General features: G+C 49.2%; 15 protein-coding genes and 2 pseudogenes. 13 read left to right on the forward strand and 4 right to left on the reverse strand.

The genetic code is table 11. From position 1 onward, the window contains the following. Positions 1-263: 263 nt before the first annotated feature. Complete coding sequence (locus O9H85_RS34365) at positions 264-710, reverse strand: GNAT family N-acetyltransferase (protein WP_269885876.1); 447 nt, start codon at positions 708-710, stop codon at positions 264-266. Positions 711-778: 68 nt separating this feature from the next. On the opposite strand from O9H85_RS34365, the pseudogene O9H85_RS34370 reads away from it, so the two are divergent. Further along, a pseudogene (locus O9H85_RS34370) lies at positions 779-1,006 on the forward strand (sigma factor-like helix-turn-helix DNA-binding protein); the annotation flags it as partial. 66 nt (positions 1,007-1,072) lie between these two features. Here O9H85_RS34370 and O9H85_RS34375 read toward each other — a convergent pair. Then, positions 1,073-1,348 (reverse strand): annotated as a pseudogene (locus tag O9H85_RS34375) (SDR family NAD(P)-dependent oxidoreductase); the annotation flags it as partial. Positions 1,349-1,350: 2 nt separating this feature from the next. Between O9H85_RS34375 and O9H85_RS34380 the strand changes: the two are divergent. Beyond that, positions 1,351-2,223, forward strand: a complete 873-nt coding sequence (locus O9H85_RS34380; protein ID WP_269885877.1) for a helix-turn-helix domain-containing protein — start codon at positions 1,351-1,353, stop codon at positions 2,221-2,223. A 50-nt stretch (positions 2,224-2,273) separates the two neighbouring features. Then, the gene (locus O9H85_RS34385) at positions 2,274-2,537 is read left to right on the forward strand and encodes a hypothetical protein (protein WP_269885878.1); all 264 of its coding nucleotides are present in this window, start codon (positions 2,274-2,276) and stop codon (positions 2,535-2,537) included. 12 nt (positions 2,538-2,549) lie between these two features. Here O9H85_RS34385 and O9H85_RS34390 read toward each other — a convergent pair whose 3' ends face one another. Continuing rightward, the gene (locus O9H85_RS34390) at positions 2,550-3,428 is read right to left on the reverse strand and encodes a sigma-70 family RNA polymerase sigma factor (RefSeq protein ID WP_269885879.1); all 879 of its coding nucleotides are present in this window, start codon (positions 3,426-3,428) and stop codon (positions 2,550-2,552) included. 240 nt (positions 3,429-3,668) lie between these two features. On the opposite strand from O9H85_RS34390, the gene O9H85_RS34395 reads away from it, so the two are divergent. After that, positions 3,669-4,094 carry a VOC family protein gene (locus O9H85_RS34395; protein ID WP_269885880.1) on the forward strand — a complete coding sequence of 142 codons (426 nt, stop codon included), beginning with the start codon at positions 3,669-3,671 and terminating at the stop codon, positions 4,092-4,094. A 140-nt stretch (positions 4,095-4,234) separates the two neighbouring features. Here O9H85_RS34395 and O9H85_RS34400 read toward each other — a convergent pair whose 3' ends face one another. Then, positions 4,235-4,798 carry a helix-turn-helix domain-containing protein gene (locus O9H85_RS34400; protein ID WP_269885881.1) on the reverse strand — a complete coding sequence of 188 codons (564 nt, stop codon included), beginning with the start codon at positions 4,796-4,798 and terminating at the stop codon, positions 4,235-4,237. A gap of 223 nt (positions 4,799-5,021) precedes the next feature. Here O9H85_RS34400 and tdh point away from each other — a divergent pair, with 223 nt between their 5' ends. The 9 genes from tdh (at position 5,022) to O9H85_RS34445 (ending at position 16,265) form a co-directional block, all read left to right on the forward strand. Continuing rightward, a complete protein-coding gene (gene tdh, locus O9H85_RS34405) occupies positions 5,022-6,131 on the forward strand; it encodes an L-threonine 3-dehydrogenase (RefSeq protein ID WP_269885882.1) in 1,110 nt (369 codons plus the stop codon). Further along, positions 6,106-7,284, forward strand: a complete 1,179-nt coding sequence (locus tag O9H85_RS34410; RefSeq protein ID WP_269885883.1) for a glycine C-acetyltransferase — start codon at positions 6,106-6,108, stop codon at positions 7,282-7,284. The genes tdh and O9H85_RS34410 overlap by 26 nt, the downstream gene beginning before the upstream one ends. A 238-nt stretch (positions 7,285-7,522) precedes the next feature. Next, positions 7,523-8,461 (forward strand): carbohydrate ABC transporter permease, encoded by a 939-nt coding sequence (locus O9H85_RS34415; RefSeq protein WP_333474307.1) that lies wholly within the window; start codon positions 7,523-7,525, stop codon positions 8,459-8,461. 12 nt (positions 8,462-8,473) lie between these two features. Further along, positions 8,474-9,301 carry a carbohydrate ABC transporter permease gene (locus tag O9H85_RS34420; RefSeq protein ID WP_269885884.1) on the forward strand — a complete coding sequence of 276 codons (828 nt, stop codon included), beginning with the start codon at positions 8,474-8,476 and terminating at the stop codon, positions 9,299-9,301. 68 nt (positions 9,302-9,369) lie between these two features. Beyond that, positions 9,370-11,157, forward strand: a complete 1,788-nt coding sequence (locus O9H85_RS34425) for a cache domain-containing sensor histidine kinase (protein WP_269885885.1) — start codon at positions 9,370-9,372, stop codon at positions 11,155-11,157. Continuing rightward, complete coding sequence (locus tag O9H85_RS34430) at positions 11,135-12,742, forward strand: response regulator (RefSeq protein WP_269885886.1); 1,608 nt, start codon at positions 11,135-11,137, stop codon at positions 12,740-12,742. Before O9H85_RS34425 ends, O9H85_RS34430 begins: the two co-directional genes overlap by 23 nt. Before the next feature lie 113 nt (positions 12,743-12,855). Beyond that, on the forward strand, positions 12,856-14,208 hold the full coding sequence (locus tag O9H85_RS34435) for an ABC transporter substrate-binding protein (protein ID WP_269885887.1): 1,353 nt from the start codon (positions 12,856-12,858) through the stop codon (positions 14,206-14,208). Positions 14,209-14,241: 33 nt separating this feature from the next. Continuing rightward, the gene (locus tag O9H85_RS34440) at positions 14,242-15,264 is read left to right on the forward strand and encodes a Gfo/Idh/MocA family protein (RefSeq protein ID WP_269885888.1); all 1,023 of its coding nucleotides are present in this window, start codon (positions 14,242-14,244) and stop codon (positions 15,262-15,264) included. Continuing rightward, positions 15,264-16,265 carry a Gfo/Idh/MocA family protein gene (locus O9H85_RS34445; protein WP_269885889.1) on the forward strand — a complete coding sequence of 334 codons (1,002 nt, stop codon included), beginning with the start codon at positions 15,264-15,266 and terminating at the stop codon, positions 16,263-16,265. The genes O9H85_RS34440 and O9H85_RS34445 overlap by 1 nt, the downstream gene beginning before the upstream one ends. The last annotated feature ends 144 nt before the right edge of the window (positions 16,266-16,409 follow it).

Genomic DNA, 16,409 nt, shown 5'->3' on the forward strand with positions numbered 1-16,409 from the left:
GAGTCATGGGATGGTGAACCCCAAGGTAAGTGTGGAGTATGCGTGCAGAAGAATAACCCTTGGAGAAATGTTCCAGCACTTCTTCTGTTCCCGTATGCCCAAAATTGGGATAGCTATGTCTGATAAGCTCTCTCCTGAATAACATCTGCAAACCAAGGTGTTAAAATCCTGCGAATGAGTGAGTATATGTGAGATAAACCATTAAAACCGAGGGAAGGGCAGTTATGTAAAATAAAGACCCTCAATATTAGAGGGTCAAATGCTTAGATAATTGAATAATTAATCCAATCCCCTTGAATGCCTCCCATCTTATCAAAAAACCGTTGAGCTCGTTTATTATCAGTAGCCGTTATCCAAGACATGTGAGTAAATTGATGCTCCTGCGTGTACCTTTGACATTCTAAAAACAGTTGTGATTCCACTCCTGTATCTCTGTATTGCTCAATAACAAAAAGGTCGTTCATTACAGTATATTTATCTGCTTTCATAGTGCTGAATGTAAAGTATAATGTAGCAAATCCAACTAACTTTCTATCTTGTAATGCAACAAACTGTACACCATTTTGCTTCTCTAAAAGTATTTGAATCAAATTATGAATTTTTTCTATGGCTGGCTTAGGTTTCTGATAAAAACCAACTATGTATTCATACATTAATTCGGTCAAATCGTTCAAATCATCAGGTTCAGCATTTCTTATGACAAGTGGCATTAAGCAACCCTCCCAATATTGTATTGAATAAATATACAGTAAAATGTAATAATATTCAATCCCGGCATAATGGGGACATTCTTCTCGATGAGCAGGAGAAGGAAGTCGTCGTCGGCCGTTTCGGACTCGAGCATGGCGGGGAAGAGCGGACACAGAGGGAGATTGCTAAAGAACTGGGGATTAGTCGCTCGTATGGAAAATTTCGCTTGGAACTCTTTTACGACAATCAGAACAGTAAAACTTGTTTGCTAATTCAATTAGGAAAACGAAGTCCCTCAGCCGCTATCCGACGGTGAAGGACTTCTGTCGTTTTTGATAGTATCCACATGAAAATTCTGCTTTATTCTCGTCAACAAATTAATTTAGAGCGTCAGCCCGCCGTCAACCAATACGATGGAGCCCGTCATGTAGCTGGCGCGATCGGAAGCGAGGAATGAGACGACTTCCGCCAGTTCTTCCGGCTGCGCATAGCGGCCCATGCGCATATTGCCGACTTCCTCCGGCACGTATCCGCCTGACATGAAAGCTTGCTCTACGCTCTTCGTCAGAGCCGTCTCGACACCGCCCGGGCAAATGCCGTTGACGCGGATGCCTTTCTTCACATACTCGATCGCCGCGCCCTTCGTTAGACCGACAACCGTTGGTACCCCCGGAGCGCGCCCGCGCGCTGAGCCTGATGATCCACTATGCGATTCGCTCGCAGCCCGTCGACCCGTCAGCGAACCTTCTGGCAGACGGCGTGCCGATGCCGGAACCGGTTGTGAAGAAGCAAGAGCCAGATGCCGAGCTGTCCCGAAGCCGTCGCAGCGGCATGCTTCACGCTAACTTGTCACATGAGCGCGTTCTGCTTCACTACGTGCGCACGGGAGAGAGGGAACGAATTCGGACATTCGTCATGGAACCCATCATCGGCGAGGACGAGCTCGGCGTGTTGGCCAAGCGGAGCCGGCTCCGCAGCGAGAAGAACCTGATGATTACGGGAATCGCTCTGATCTGTCTAGCTGCGATTGAAGGAGGTATGCACGAGGAGGATGCGTTTACGCTGAGAGATTTCTATATTCAGCAGTTGAAGGAGAAGGATACGCTGCAGGCGGTCACCGCCGTCATGACGGAGGTGCTGTTCGACTTCGTCGACCGGGTGGCGGAAGTCCGCCGGGGCGATTACTCACCAGCCGTGCAGGATTGTCTGCACGAGATCGCCAACCATTTGTACGGTGACATTACGCTCGATCGGCTCGCCGAGCGTACCAATCTCAGCCCGAACTACTTGTCGAGCCTGTTCAAGAAGGAGGTTGGTTTGACGATTTCTGAGTACGTCCAACGCGAACGGATCGAGGAAGCGAAGAAGCTGCTCACACTGACCGACTATCCGATCACCGATATCGCAGCATGGCTGAACTTTAACGACCAGAGCTATTTCAACAAGGTGTTCAAGAAATGGGAAGGTATGACGCCAAAGGCATATCGGCAGTCCGAACGGCGTCCGGCGCGAACATATTCAGAACCAAAGTAGTTACTAAAAGAATTATGGTTTTCCGCCGCACCCACGGCATGAATGTGTCGATGTCAATAATAAACTTAAAAGGCACCCACCAGGGTGCCTTTCGATTTCGCTTTATAGGTGGTACGCTGAACCGTATCATAAAGATAGACGCAGACCGGGCGAATGAACTCAATCGTGCGATAATGGAGTGGCTGGAGCTAACCTTGCACCCGATTAAAACGTACATCGTCGGACTTTGGGCAGGAGAAGAAGGTTTCGACTTTCGCGGCATGCATCATCGCAAACCAAAAGCAGAAAAGTTTAGCCTTGTTGTAGCCCTTTGATTCGTTAGCCTATCAATCGCTCAAAACTGCTAAGTCGAGCTGGCGAAGGCGCGTCTGATCGGCAATCATATCGATCTCGGTTATCTTGCCATCCGCAACCTTGAGTTCGAGTACGAAAAGCAGTCGACCGTGTGGGGCCACGACGACGCCTACTGATCCGCTCACGAGCATCGGCCGTGCGCCCTGGGCACGGCCCGCGAATTGTTTGGCCACGGCTTCCGAACCGTGAACAAACGGTAAATTGGAGACCGGCGCAAATGCCGTATCGTTTCTGAGTACGACATTCGGGTCTAATACCGTGAGAAGCTTCTCAAAGTCTCCGGTGCGCGATGCTGCAAGGAATGCATCGACAAGCTCCCGCTTGCGCTTGAGCTCCGCTGAATCCGAAGTTGTCACGGCACCCTGAACCCGCCGTCGCGCGCGGCTGGCAAGCTGTCTTGTTGCGGCCTCGTTGCGGTCTACGATCGGAGCAATCTCCGAAAAAGACAAGGCGAAAATGTCGTGCAGCACGAATGCAATGCGTTCGGCGGGATTTAAGTTTCCGAGGACCACGAGCATAGCAAGCCCGACAGAATCGGCCAACAGCGCTTCGTGCTCGGGGTCGCTTCCGTCCTCACGACTAGTAACCGGCTCGGGTACACTCACCATCGTAAGCTCCTCGCGCTGCGATTTTCGAGATCGCAGCATATCAAGACATACCCTCGAGACGATTGTTGTCAGCCAGCCTCCCATATTCTCGACTCCGCTAGTATTGGAGCGGCAAAGACGTATCCACGACTCCTGCACAGCGTCATCCGCTTCGCTCAGAGAACCGAGCATCCGGTATGCCACTGCTTGCAGGTGATTCCGATGCGCCTCGAATTGTTCCACAAGCCAATGATTATCGTTCAAGCGTCACATTCCTTCCTGCATTTTCTCTTTTACTTATATGTCGAACGGAATTCAGAAGATGTGACGAAGATGTACGAAAACTGCTGTTCTTTTCTTGAGCTACCCATCTAAAAAAAATTTTCGCCGGATCGGTCACGTTTCCTCGCCGACCTCCGACATAGTTAGTGTCAAGGGAAACCGGTCAATGCAAAAGAAACCGAGTGTCCCGGTATAAACATATTAACCAAGGAGATGATAGTTGTGAGTACGAGTTTGATCCCTTTTCTTGAAATGAACGGCAGCGCTAATGAGGCTATCGATTTTTACGTGAAAGCGCTGGAAGCCAAGGTTGTCTTTACGCTGCGATTCGGCGATGTGCCGGGAAATCCGGAATCCCCGCTGCCTCCGGAAAAGAAAGATTTGATAAGCTACGCCATCTTGAAAATCGGCGAATCGGAGCTTCAGCTCACCGACAATGTTACCGGCAGTAGCTACCAGAAGGGAACGCAAGTGACCATCGTTGTTCAAACCAATGACAAAGACAAGGCTGCCCAATATTTTGAAGCGCTGAAACAGGGCGGTCAAGTGAACGAGCCGCTGCAAGCAAGTTTCTTCAGCCCCGCTTACGGCAACGTAACGGATAAATTCGGCATCACGTTCCGGATCCTCACAAAAGAACGCCAGTGATCTATTGGTGATCTAGCGGCTCTGTTCGCATCGTCAGCGGCAGGACCTTAAATCACAGAGAATTTTTATAAAGAGATCGCCAACCATCTGGTCTAGCTGGCCGGATAGGGCGATCTATTTTTTTGCTTACTCTCAGTATTTCAATTTTTTGGATAAAAAATGATGGTATGGTATACCGTCTTGCCATCCGAGACGTTCTTGTAAGTATGCGGCTTATCGGCTGTGAAATGGAGGGCGTCACCGGCTTGAAGCCTGTAGGTTTCCTGATGAATATCGAGCTGCATTTCCCCCCGCGACATCAGGATGTATTCCTCAACGCCTTCGTTATGAGCCTCAGATTCATGTTCGCAGCCGCTTTCCATTTCAACGGTGTACACTTCAAATTGCTTTTGCTGTTCGAACGGGATAAGCGGATAGGAGCGATACTGTCCGTCTTTTTCCGAGAAGGGTTCCAATTCATCAAAGCGGGTATGAGTCACCTTCGGCGCCTCTTCTTCAATCAGAGAGGTGAAGGAGATGTGGAGACCGTTAACAATTTTCCATAAAATCGAGATGGTCGGGTTGGAATCGCCACGCTCGATTTGGCCGATCATGGCTTTGCTGACTCCTGTCAGCTCGGCAACCTGATCCAGGCTTAATGATCTCGCTTTACGGATGCTCTGAAGGTTTCGTCCGATTTTTTTATGGATTTGGTCTTGTTCCATGGCGCTTCTCTCCTAATCATTAGCTAGCCTCCATTATATATGAAATATACGAGGGATGCGATGAAAGAACAATGCTTCTTAGAAGCTGACGATTTTTGTAAAAAATTTTATCGAGGAACATCTGTACAATATGTAGCACATATGTATAATATAATATATATTCGTATTATATTTTGCACAAACGTACAACATAACAAACGTTTTATAGGGGAGGGCAGTCGCCATGAGCACGACCATGATTGGTTTAGTAAAGGAGGTCCGTGGACCTGGAGCGGTATTAAAGGAGGTTCCTAAACCCCGTTGTGGACCTGATGAAGTGCTGGTGAAGGTTAAAGCAACTTCAATCTGCGGGACGGACGTTCATATTTATTGTTGGGATGCCTGGGCGGATCGTACGGTAGTAACCCCGAATGTATTCGGTCACGAGTTTGCCGGCATTGTCGAATCGGTCGGCTCAGAAGTGGTTCATGTCAAGCCTGGCGACTCGGTTTCCGGGGAAGGGCATATGGTCTGCGGTATTTGCAAGGCATGTCGGACTGGTAATGCCCATGTCTGCCCGAATACGAGAAGCTTCGGTATTACAGCCCCCGGTTGTTTTGCCGATTATGCGATTCTTAAAGAATCCAATGTTATTCAAAATAAAAAGGAAATGCCTTACGAGCTTGCTTGTCTCCAGGACCCGCTAGGCAACGCCGTGCAGACGGTTTTATCGGGAGATATCGTCGGCAAGTCGGTCGTCATTATTGGTACTGGGCCGATCGGGTTGATGGCTGTTGCCGTAGCTAAGGCTTGTGGAGCTGGAGCCGTTATAGCTGTGGACGTTAACCCATACCGGTTGGAGCTGGCGCGCCGGATGGGTGCAGATTCAATTATCAACAGCGCGCAAGTGCCGATGGCAAATGCGATAAAGGATTGTACCGGAGGTGAGGGGGCCGAGGTCATTCTGGAAATGTCCGGTCATCCGGATGCAATCCGCCAAGGGTTTGAAGCTGCCGCCCCTGCAGCGCACGTGTCGCTGCTCGGCATTCCTACTCGTGAGGTATCACTCGACTTATCTTCTCATATTATTTTCAAAGGTCTGAGGATAGAAGGAATTACCGGTCGGCGTATGTACCAGACCTGGTATCAGTTAAAGGGGCTGCTTGAGCAGGGGCGCATTGATCTAACGCCGTTAATTACTCACCGGTTCCCGCTGCATCGTTATGAGGAAGCTTTTGAATTAATGACCTCAGGCCAATGCGGAAAAATTGTTTTTACACATGACAGGGAAGCGGGTATGGAAGACCGCTGGAAGGAGGAAAACCATCATGGCCAACTGGCAATCACTATATGATGAGCTGGAGAATCTGAAGAAAGAAGGACGTTATCGTCCTATGACCGTGTGGGACAGCGGCTCCAGTACTTGGATGACGCTGAATGGACGCCGGGTGCTTCAGATGTCATCCAACAATTACTTGGGACTTACCGGGCATCCCGAGTTGAAAGAATCGGCAATAGCCGCCATTCGTGAATATGGCGTAGGCAGTGGTTCGGTTCGTACCATCACGGGTACCATACGCATCCACGATGAGCTGGAGCGAGAGTTGGCTGCTTTCAAAGGGACGGAAGCGGCGCTGGTATTTCAGTCCGGTTTCACCACGAATCAGGGCGTGCTGGCCTCGATTCTAAGTCCAGATGACGTTGTCATCAGCGATGAGTTGAATCATGCGAGTATTATCGACGGCATCCGTCTGACTAAATCTCATCGAAAAATATATGCGCACAAGGATATGGATCAGCTGGAAGCAGCATTGAAGCAATGCTCCAGTTACAAGAAGCGCATTATTGTTACGGATGGGGTATTCAGCATGGATGGAGATATCGCACCTTTGCCTGCCATTGTCAAATTGGCCGAGACTTACGACGCCCTAGTCTATGTGGATGACGCACATGCGAGCGGAGTACTCGGCAAAAACGGAAAAGGAACGACCGATCATTTCGGATTGAACGGCAGAGTCCATATACAGATCGGAACGCTCTCCAAGGCTGTTGGGGTTGTCGGGGGCTATGTTGCCGGGGATCGAGTTCTTAAAGATTTCCTGATTCATAAAGCCCGGCCCTTTCTGTTTAGCACGTCGCAAACCCCTGCCGTTGCCGCATCCTGTCTGGCTGCAATTCGAGTGTTACGGCGGAGTGAAGAACGGATTGCGCAACTGTGGGCTAATGCAACGTATTTTCGTTCCGGCGCTCAAGCTCTCGGATTCGATACAGGCGCGAGTGAAACCCCAATCATCCCGATCATTATAGGCGACCCGGCCAAGACCATGCGGTTTTCTGATTTGCTGTTGGAGGAGGGGGTGTTCGCTCAAGGAATTGTGTACCCAACGGTCGCCATGGACAAGGGACGCGTTCGTTTCATTGTTGCGGCTGAGCATACGCGAGAAGATCTTGATATAGCCTTAGGCGCTATGAGAAGGGCATACCAGAAATTAAGCATTATAGGCTGAGCATTTTGAACTGGATATGCAGCGAACCTAGTCCGAGAGAATGATGAAATTTTTCAGGAGCATTAGAAGAACATCCAATAAACCGTTGGGATGTTCTTTTTTTTGTAAACAACTGCAAACAAAATTGTACGATATCGTTTTGTGCAACCTGTGTAGATTTCTATTATTATTTATAGATTTGTCTTATTTCGTTACTTCTTCCAAGACATTAAGATAATCTTAGAAAGGAGCAGTGCAGATGATAAAGGCTACGAAATTAACCGGAGTGAACGAAAACCTGCAAAAACCGATGACTCGAAAAATGAACCGTTGGATCGAGCCGGTTTGGGGATATGTATTTATTGCTCCGTGGCTCATTGGATTATTTGTTCTCACCATCGGCCCCATGTCCCAATCCTTTTACTTATCGCTAACGCAATATAATTTATTGGAACTTCCCGCTTACATCGGCTTCGAGAATTACCATGAAATTTTTACGGACGACAAAGATTTCTGGAAGGCGCTTCAGGTCACGCTCACGTATGTCGTACTTTCCGTACCGTTAAAACTCATCTTCGCATTATTGGTAGCTATGCTATTGAGTAAAGCGATCCGCGGCATGTCCTTGTTCCGCGCGATCTTTTACCTGCCCTCGCTGATCGGCGGGAGTGTGGCGATTTCGGCCATTTGGCGAAACCTGTTCGGCATGGACGGATTCCTGAACAAATTCGCGGCGCTGCTTGGCATTCAAGGCATCGACTGGATCAACACTCCGGAGACCGCGCTTTATACCTTGGTCATGCTTGCCGTGTGGCAGTTCGGCTCCTCGATGGTCATTTTCCTGGCCGGACTCAAGCAAATTCCGAAGGATTTGTACGAATCCGCCTCGGTGGACGGCGCGTCGAAATTCCATTCCTTCTTCTCCATCACGCTTCCGATGCTGACGCCGATCATATTATTCAACTTGGTCATGCAGATCATAGGCAGCTTCCAAATGTTCACTCAAGCGTTCATCGTAACCAAAGGCGGTCCGATTAATTCCACGCTCGTTTACGCGCTTTACTTGTATCAGAAGGCATTTGCCTACTTTAACATGGGCTATGCCAGCGCCTTGGCCTGGATTTTGCTGTCTATCATCGGACTGTTTACCATGCTCATTTTTTGGTCGTCCAAAAAATGGGTTCACTACGAAACATAGGAGGGCGGCTAGATGAAACGCAGCGGCTTGATTCAATACAGCTTTTTGATTGCGTGCAGCGTTATAATGATATATCCGATTTTTTGGCTGGTAGGGAACGCGCTGAAATCGAATGAGGAAATCCCTAAGTCCAACCTAATCCCATCCGAGGTCCACTGGGAAAACTTTTCCAACGGATGGACGGCCATTCCCGGCTTCACCTTCGCTCACTTTTTCTATAATTCATTTTTCATCGCGGTATTTTCCGTCATAGGAACGCTGATATCGAGCGCTTTCGTTGCATTCGGCTTCGCCCGACTCCACTTTCCGTTAAAAAAATTCTGGTTCAGCATTCTCATGATCACCCTTATGCTGCCGGCTCAAGTTACATTGGTTCCGCAATATGTCCTGTTCAAATATTTCGATTGGGTAGGGACTACGCTGCCGCTGATTATGCCGCATTTTTTGGCGGTAAGCCCGTTCTTCGTTTTTCTGATGATCCAGTTTATCCGCGGCATCCCGAGGGACCTTGACGAATCAGCCAAAATCGATGGCTGCTCGACGCTCGGCATTGCATTCAAAATCGTTCTGCCGCTTTGCACGCCGGCTTTTATTACAACCGCAATTTTCAGCTTTATCTGGACTTGGGATGACTTTCTCGGACAAATGATTTATTTGACGGATACCGCCAAATATACTGTTCCGCTTGCACTCCGGCTGTTCCTGGATAACACCTCCGCCGTAACCTGGGGGCCGATGTATGCAATGTCCCTTTTATCGGTGATTCCTTGCTTTGTCATCTTTATTGCAGCCCAAAAGTATTTTGTGGAAGGTATTTCCACGACCGGGATTAAAGGCTAAGGTTTACAAACGCCGTTTAAGAGCTTTATGCTTAATTCAAAACGGCACAACTGCAGGTGATGATTCGCATGAAGAATCCGTTCAAGGCTTTTTCCTTCCAGGTGACGTTCTTCACGTCCTTTATCCTGATTTCAGCGCTGCTGATTCTGCTGCTGGGGATTACCAGCTATTATATTACGAACCAGGAGATGGTCGACCAGACGATTGCTTCCCGAAAGCTTCTCTTAAGCGAAATAAACAAGCAACTGGATCAGCAGCTCCAGTCCGTAGAATATGACTCGCTTGTTCTGGCAAGCAATCCGAAGCTGATCGGTTACTTGCAATATGGAGAAGATTCCTTTGAGAGGATCCAGCAGAAATCGGAGATGATCGATCTGCTCAGCCGTCTCAGCTATGTCAAGGAAGGCGTCCATTCCGTGCAGCTCTATGCGAAGGATACGACTCTGAACAGCAGGATCGCCGCGAACGGGATCTTCGAGTATTCGATTTTGGAAAAAAGCTCCTGGTATAATGAAATTAAGGACGCCGATTACGGTTGGATCGGTACACATCCTGTCGAAGTGGATGGCTACCCGGCGGATGAACGAATGGTAGTCAGCTTTGCGAGAAAGGTCCTTTCCCCTTCGGGAAAGGAAGTAGGAATCCTGGTTATCAATTTGAAAATGCCTTTCATGCAAAAGCTCGTTACCGGCAGCGCCGGAGATGTCAGCCGGTTCATCGTGGATTCGCATAACCGTCTGGTTGTCGAGCATTACGGCGGAGTCAAGAAAACAGGCTCTTATGACAGCATGAAGAACGAAATATCCGATATTCTTGAAAAAGCTGTTATCGGTGCCGATACCTTTGCGACTGCGCGGCTCCAAGACAAGGATCTCATGATTTGGAGCCGCCAGGACCGGACGCGGTGGATTACGATGGATATCATTCCTTGGGAGGATATTATAAAGGGGAGCCGCCGTATCGAAAAGGTGATTGTGCTCGCGGCCGTTTTTTGCATTTTACTGGCTGTCGTAATGGCTTATTTCCTGTCCAGGCAATTCGCGCTGCCGATCCGTAAGCTGATTCATGCGATGAAGCTGATGAAAATAGGCAAATGGGATGTTCAAATCGCGAACGATTATGAGAACGAATTCGGTCACTTAAACGAGCATTTCAATCAAATGACCCAGCGGATCGATCAGCTGATGCTTGAAGTGGATGAACAGAATCGGCGCAAGAGGGAAGCGGAAATCCAAATCCTACAGGAGCAAATCAATCCTCATTTTATTTATAATACTTTGGATATGATGAACTGGCATGCGATCGAGTCCGGCGCGCGCGAGCTCAGCCATATGCTTTCCTTGCTCGGCAAGATGCTGCGGATCGGCCTCTCCAGCGGAGCGACCTTCATTCCTGTCCGGAGAGAACTGGAGCATCTCCGTTATTATACGGAGCTGCAAAAAATCCGGTTTCACCAAAGGGTGGAGTTTATCCTATCGGCGCCGGAATCCATGATGGTTTATTACACCCCGAAGTTGATCATACAACCGTTTGTCGAGAACGCGCTCCTTCACGGACTTCATTCCAAGGAAAAGGGATGGATAAAAATTACGGGGTGGGAGGACGACTCCAGCCTCTATTTCGGCGTGGAGGATAATGGTGTCGGGATGGATATGAATGAGGTCCATGGCAGGGAACACAGCGGTATCCGAAATGTGCACGAGCGCATTCAGCTGTACTTCGGCGAAGGATACGGGGTACACCTTCATAGCGAGCTTGAACGGGGAACGAAGGTGACCATATCTTTGCCTAAAATGAAATCAGAGCCGTCGCATCCCAGGGAGGGAAAGCCCAATGGTCAAAGCTGTCATCATTGACGACGACATAACCACGATTCATGGTCTCACCCGCACGGTTCGGTGGAACGAGCTGGGCATCCAGTTGGCGGGAACCGCAAAGAACGGCAGAGAAGGGCTGGAGCAAATCCGGGCACATTGTCCCGATATTATTTTAACGGATATCTTCATGCCTGTCATGAACGGGATTGAAATGCTGAAGGCGCTGCGCGAGGAAGGGAACCATGCAGAAGTGATCATCCTGAGCGGGTACGAGGATTTTAAAACCGCCCAAGCCGCCGTCAAGCTGCAGGTGAACGAATATTTATCCAAACCGGCTACGCTCGATGAGATCGAAAATGTCCTGGTCACTACGATGAACAAACTCGAGAAAAGAGAACAATCCAAGAAAGAAGACAAGGAGCTTCGAGAGTTACTGGAAACGAACCTCCCCACCACAAAAAAGCAGCTGTTCAAGGGTCTGCTTGAGCCTGAATTTTGCCATTCGGCTTTTTTCCAAAAAGCGGCGGATTACCTGAAAATCGATTTTACGGACCAATACTTTACGGTGCTGCTGATCGAATTTTTCATCAATCGCGAGCGGACGTCGTACCGTCCAAGCGACTTATCGTTGTTCGCTTATGCCGTCAAAAATATCGTAGATGAGCTTTCGCAACCGAAGCAAGGGGTATATGTAGCCGATGTTCAGCGGAATTTAATTACGGTCATCGTTTCAACGCCCTCCCGCATGAAGAAGGAGCGGGTGAAGCTGCAGGTTAAGCAAACAGCCTTAGAATATTTGGAAAACATCCAAAAATATTTGAAGCTCCAGGTATGCGCATCCATCGGCCAGGTTGGGGATCAAGTTGAAGACATCCACAAATCCTATGCCTCTGCGGTAGATTTACTCGCCGAGCGTGAAAAAATGCCGGATCAGCAGATCATTACGGAGGAAGATAAGAAGGATCAAAGCAAGGCCGTTTGCCGGCGTCCGATCGAAAGCTATCAAGCCATCATCGATGCTGTGATACTCGGCCAGGAGGACCTGGTAGAGGAACGCATAGGAACTTTGATCGGCAAGCTCCGCCGTGAATCCATCCCAAGCATCAGCGTCTTAAGGGAATTTTCGATCGATATCGTCGGCATCCTCGCGCTGGCTTTACATGATCATGGGCTGCAAATCGAAGATATCCATTCGGATTTCAACATGTGCAAGGAGCTGGAGCTTCTTCACAGCCTAAAGGATTTCGGCGATTGGCTGCGCGATCTTTTCCTTCCCATATGCGAAGTGATGAGCCGGCGCAGCTCACAGAAGCACCGCAAAACAATCGACTTTATCATGCGGTACGTCCAGGAGCACTATGCGGAAGACATCACGTTGGACGTTCTGGCCGAGAAGGTATACCTGACGCGGAATTATTTAAGCCAAATTTTCAAGCAGGAGACCGGCGAGAACTACAACAACTACTTAACGCGAATCCGCATGGAGAAGGCAAAGGAGCTAATGCTTAGCGGAAACTATAAGATTTTTGAAATCTCGCAGAAGGTCGGCTACAAGAACAACACATATTTCAGCCAATTGTTTAAGAAGCATACGGGAGTTAATCCTTCCGAATTCAATCAGTAGCCCCAGAACAGTCTGTAGTTTTTTGATACATTTTATAGATTTCTCTAATTTTAATAAATGACAGATTTTTTATAATGAAAGGGTAAGCCAGTAAACGACAGGGGGCCTCACTAATGATTGGATACAGCAGCAAGGTAAGCAAGCTCGTGAAGGCGAGCGTAACATCGACCCTCGTGATGAGTCTGCTCGCAGGATGCGTGCCGACGGAGAAGAAGAATGCGCCGGCTTCCAGCGGCGCCGCGCCCGCAGCCTCACAGGAAAACGTCGAGCTGCGCTTCTCCTGGTGGGGAAGCCAAGGCCGGCATGACCGGACGCTCAAGCTGATCGACAAATTCCAGCAGCTTCATCCGAATATCAAGATCAAGCCGGAATATACCAGCTTCGACGGCTATTGGGAAAAGCTTTCCACTCAAGTGGCGGCCAACAATGCGCCCGACCTGATGCAAATGAGTATTTTGTACATCAAGGAATATTCGGACCGCGGCGTACTTGCCGATCTGACACCGTATTTGGGCAAGGATGTGCACATTGATGATTTGAATAAGGATGTGCTTAAGAATCAAGGGACCATTAACGGCAAGTTAACCGGATTACCTGTTTCTGATAACGCTTCCGTAATGATCTACAATAAAGAAATGTACAAACAGGCGGGCATTGAGCCTCCAAAGAACGATATGACCTGGAAGGAATATTTTGACAAGGCCCGTGAGATAAAGTCCAAGCTGGGTGACAAAGTATACGGCTCGTTCGATTTATCTACTTCGCTGGAAGGTTTTATGTATTATTCCTTCTCGGTCGGCGATACCCTATATAATAACAACAAACTGGGCTACAAGGACGAGACGTTAACCAATTGGCTGAAAATGTGGGATGATGCCCGGAAGGAAGGTCTTGTGCCGCCGGCGGCAAGCACCGCTTCGTTCCTTCCGATCGGCAACGCGGATCCGAACAAGGATGCGCTCATGAAGGGCGTTGTTCCGATCATGGGTCCCCAATTTACGGCAACGTTCCCGGCTTACGAGAACGTGATGAAGGATAAGATCGATATGATCACTTATCCGAAGGATAAGAAAACCGGGAGCGTGCTCGAGACGGCCATGTTCCTTTCCGCTTCCGCCAAGTCGAAGCATCCGAAGGAAGCGGCGATGTTCCTTGACTTTTTCTTAAATTCCAAGGAGGCTGCGGATATTCTGGAGACGGATCGGGGCCTGCCGGAGAACAAAAAAATGCTGGAATACTTGACGCCTAAGTTTACGGAGCGCGACAAGAAGATGGTGAAGATGCTGGAGTATGTTTCCGGTATTCAACCGGCCTGGTACGATGCGGGTCCGAAGGGTGCGGGCGAAGTGACGAAGCTATTTGAACAAACGGTTCAAAAGCAGCAGTTCGGCAAAGTGACCATTGATGCGGCTGTCGCTGAATTCCGTAAAGAAGCGGACAAAATTTTTGAAAAAAACAATAATTAGCAAATAACGTAATAAAAGGAGATCTAATCCAAAATGAACGCACAACAGTTTTCCGTCATCGGCTGTCAGCATGCCCATATCGGGATATTTATCAGCGAAATGCTGGCGCTGGGCTATACTTGCGCCGGAATTTATGAAGAGGAGAACCACAGACTGGCTCGGGGCTTTTCGGACAAATTCGGAATTCCGCTCGCAGCGAATAAGGAAAGCTTGCTAGGCGATACGGTGGCTGTCGTAGGGTGCGCCTCTATTAACGAGGACAAGATCGAAGTGATCGAGCTCTGTGAAAGCCGAGGCAAACATGTCATGTTGGATAAACCGGCGGTCACCAGCCGCAGGGGGTTAGAGCGTCTTCAAGATTTGATCGGCAGGGGGCGCATTCAAATCGGCATGCTGCTGACCGAGCGGTTTCATCCGGCCATCTATACGTTAAAGCAGACAATCGATCAAGGCGTTCTCGGAGAGCTCGTCTCGATCGGGATGCGTAAGCCCCACCGGCTGGATGTACCGATGCGACCGTCCTGGTTCTTTTCCAAAAGACAATCCGGCGGAATTCTGATCGATTTGCTTGTCCATGATTTCGACCTGCTCCGCTGGCTTACGGGGAAAGAAATCGTAAAGCTGGAAGGCATGGTCGGGAAGACGGTCCTGCCCGAATATCCTACCTTTTACAATACGGCCAGCTTGCAGGTATTGATGGAGGGCGGCATCGCAACCCAGCTTTACGCCGATTGGCACACCCCGGACCGGAGCTGGACTTGGGGGGACGGAAGGATTTTTGTAACCGGTACGGAAGGCTTTGTCGAGCTCCGGCTGTCAGGCGATCCGTTAATTAGGGAAGATGCGCTTATGATCCAAATCACCCATCAAGAGCCGGTTGCATCCGCCAAACTGATGCAGCCTCCTCGCACGATCACGGAAGATTTTATCCGTCGCATTCAGGGATACGAGTCCATACTGACCCACGGGGATCTGCTCAAGACAACAGAAGCGACGATTGATGCGGATGAGCAGGTCCACTATTTCACTCATCTGGAAGGGAAGGTGCAGTCCTGATGGAAGGCACGACAACGAAGTTTTCTATTCTCGGATGCGGCGTCATCGCGGAAGTTCATGCCAATGCCATTCACGGGATTAAAGAAGCCGAACTGATTGCCGTATGCGACACCGATCTGTTGAAAGGGCAGTCGTTTGCCCATAAATACGGAGCTGAATTTTACCCGCAGCTGGAACGGATGCTGCAAAACGAACAGATCGACGTCGTCTGCATCTGTACGCCAAGCGGCTTTCACGCGGAACAGACGATTCTTGCGGCCAAGGCAGGCAAGCATGTGGTGGCTGAGAAGCCGATGGCGATCCGGCTGGATGATGCTCATCGAATGATCCGGGAGTGCAAAGAGCGCGGAGTGTTGCTTGCAACGATTTTCCCAAGAAGAATGTCGCCGGTGGCTCAATTTGTCAAACAATTTATTGAGGGCGGAGGACTCGGGAAGCTCAGCCTCTGCGACGCCTATGTGAAAATCTATCGCAGCCAGCAGTATTACGACAGCGCGGGCTGGCGTGGAACTTGGGCGATCGACGGCGGCGGCGCCATGATGAATCAGGGAATTCATACGGTGGATTTGCTTCAATGGCTTGTCGGTCCTGTTCGTTCGATTTACGGCAGAGCGGGTACGATGCTGAGAACAATTGAGGTGGAAGATACGGCTGTGTCGTTGTTAAGCTTCCGGAACGGGGCGATGGGCGTGCTCGAAATGACGACGACTGTCTACCCTGACCTGGGTCAACGCCTGGAAATTCACGGGGAGAAGGGTTCAATCATCATTAAAGAGGATGATATCGAGCTGTTGAAAGTGGAAGGCCAAGAAATTCAATTGCCGGTCTTCGAGCCGTTCAAGGTCATACCGGACGGGCATCGCATCCAGTTACGCGACATGGCGCTCGCCGTACAGGAGAAGCGTACGCCCATCGTACCAGGTGTAGAGGGCATCCATGCGCTAGAAATTATACTGGGTACCTATGAATCCTCCAAACGTCAAAGTGAAGTCTTTCTATGAATTAATTGGAACCCGTTCGGCGGCAGCAAGGTCACGTCCTTTAAAAAAGAGGTAGTGTAAAATTCAAAAGGCCGTCGAGATTAATCTCGATGGCCTTTTTTACAGTTTCAATATGTGGAAGCAGAATGGTTAGAACGTTATATT

Origin of the sequence: Paenibacillus gyeongsangnamensis (assembly GCF_027533625.1) — a bacterium.
GTDB classification, from domain to species: Bacteria; Bacillota; Bacilli; order Paenibacillales; family NBRC-103111; genus Paenibacillus_G; species Paenibacillus_G gyeongsangnamensis.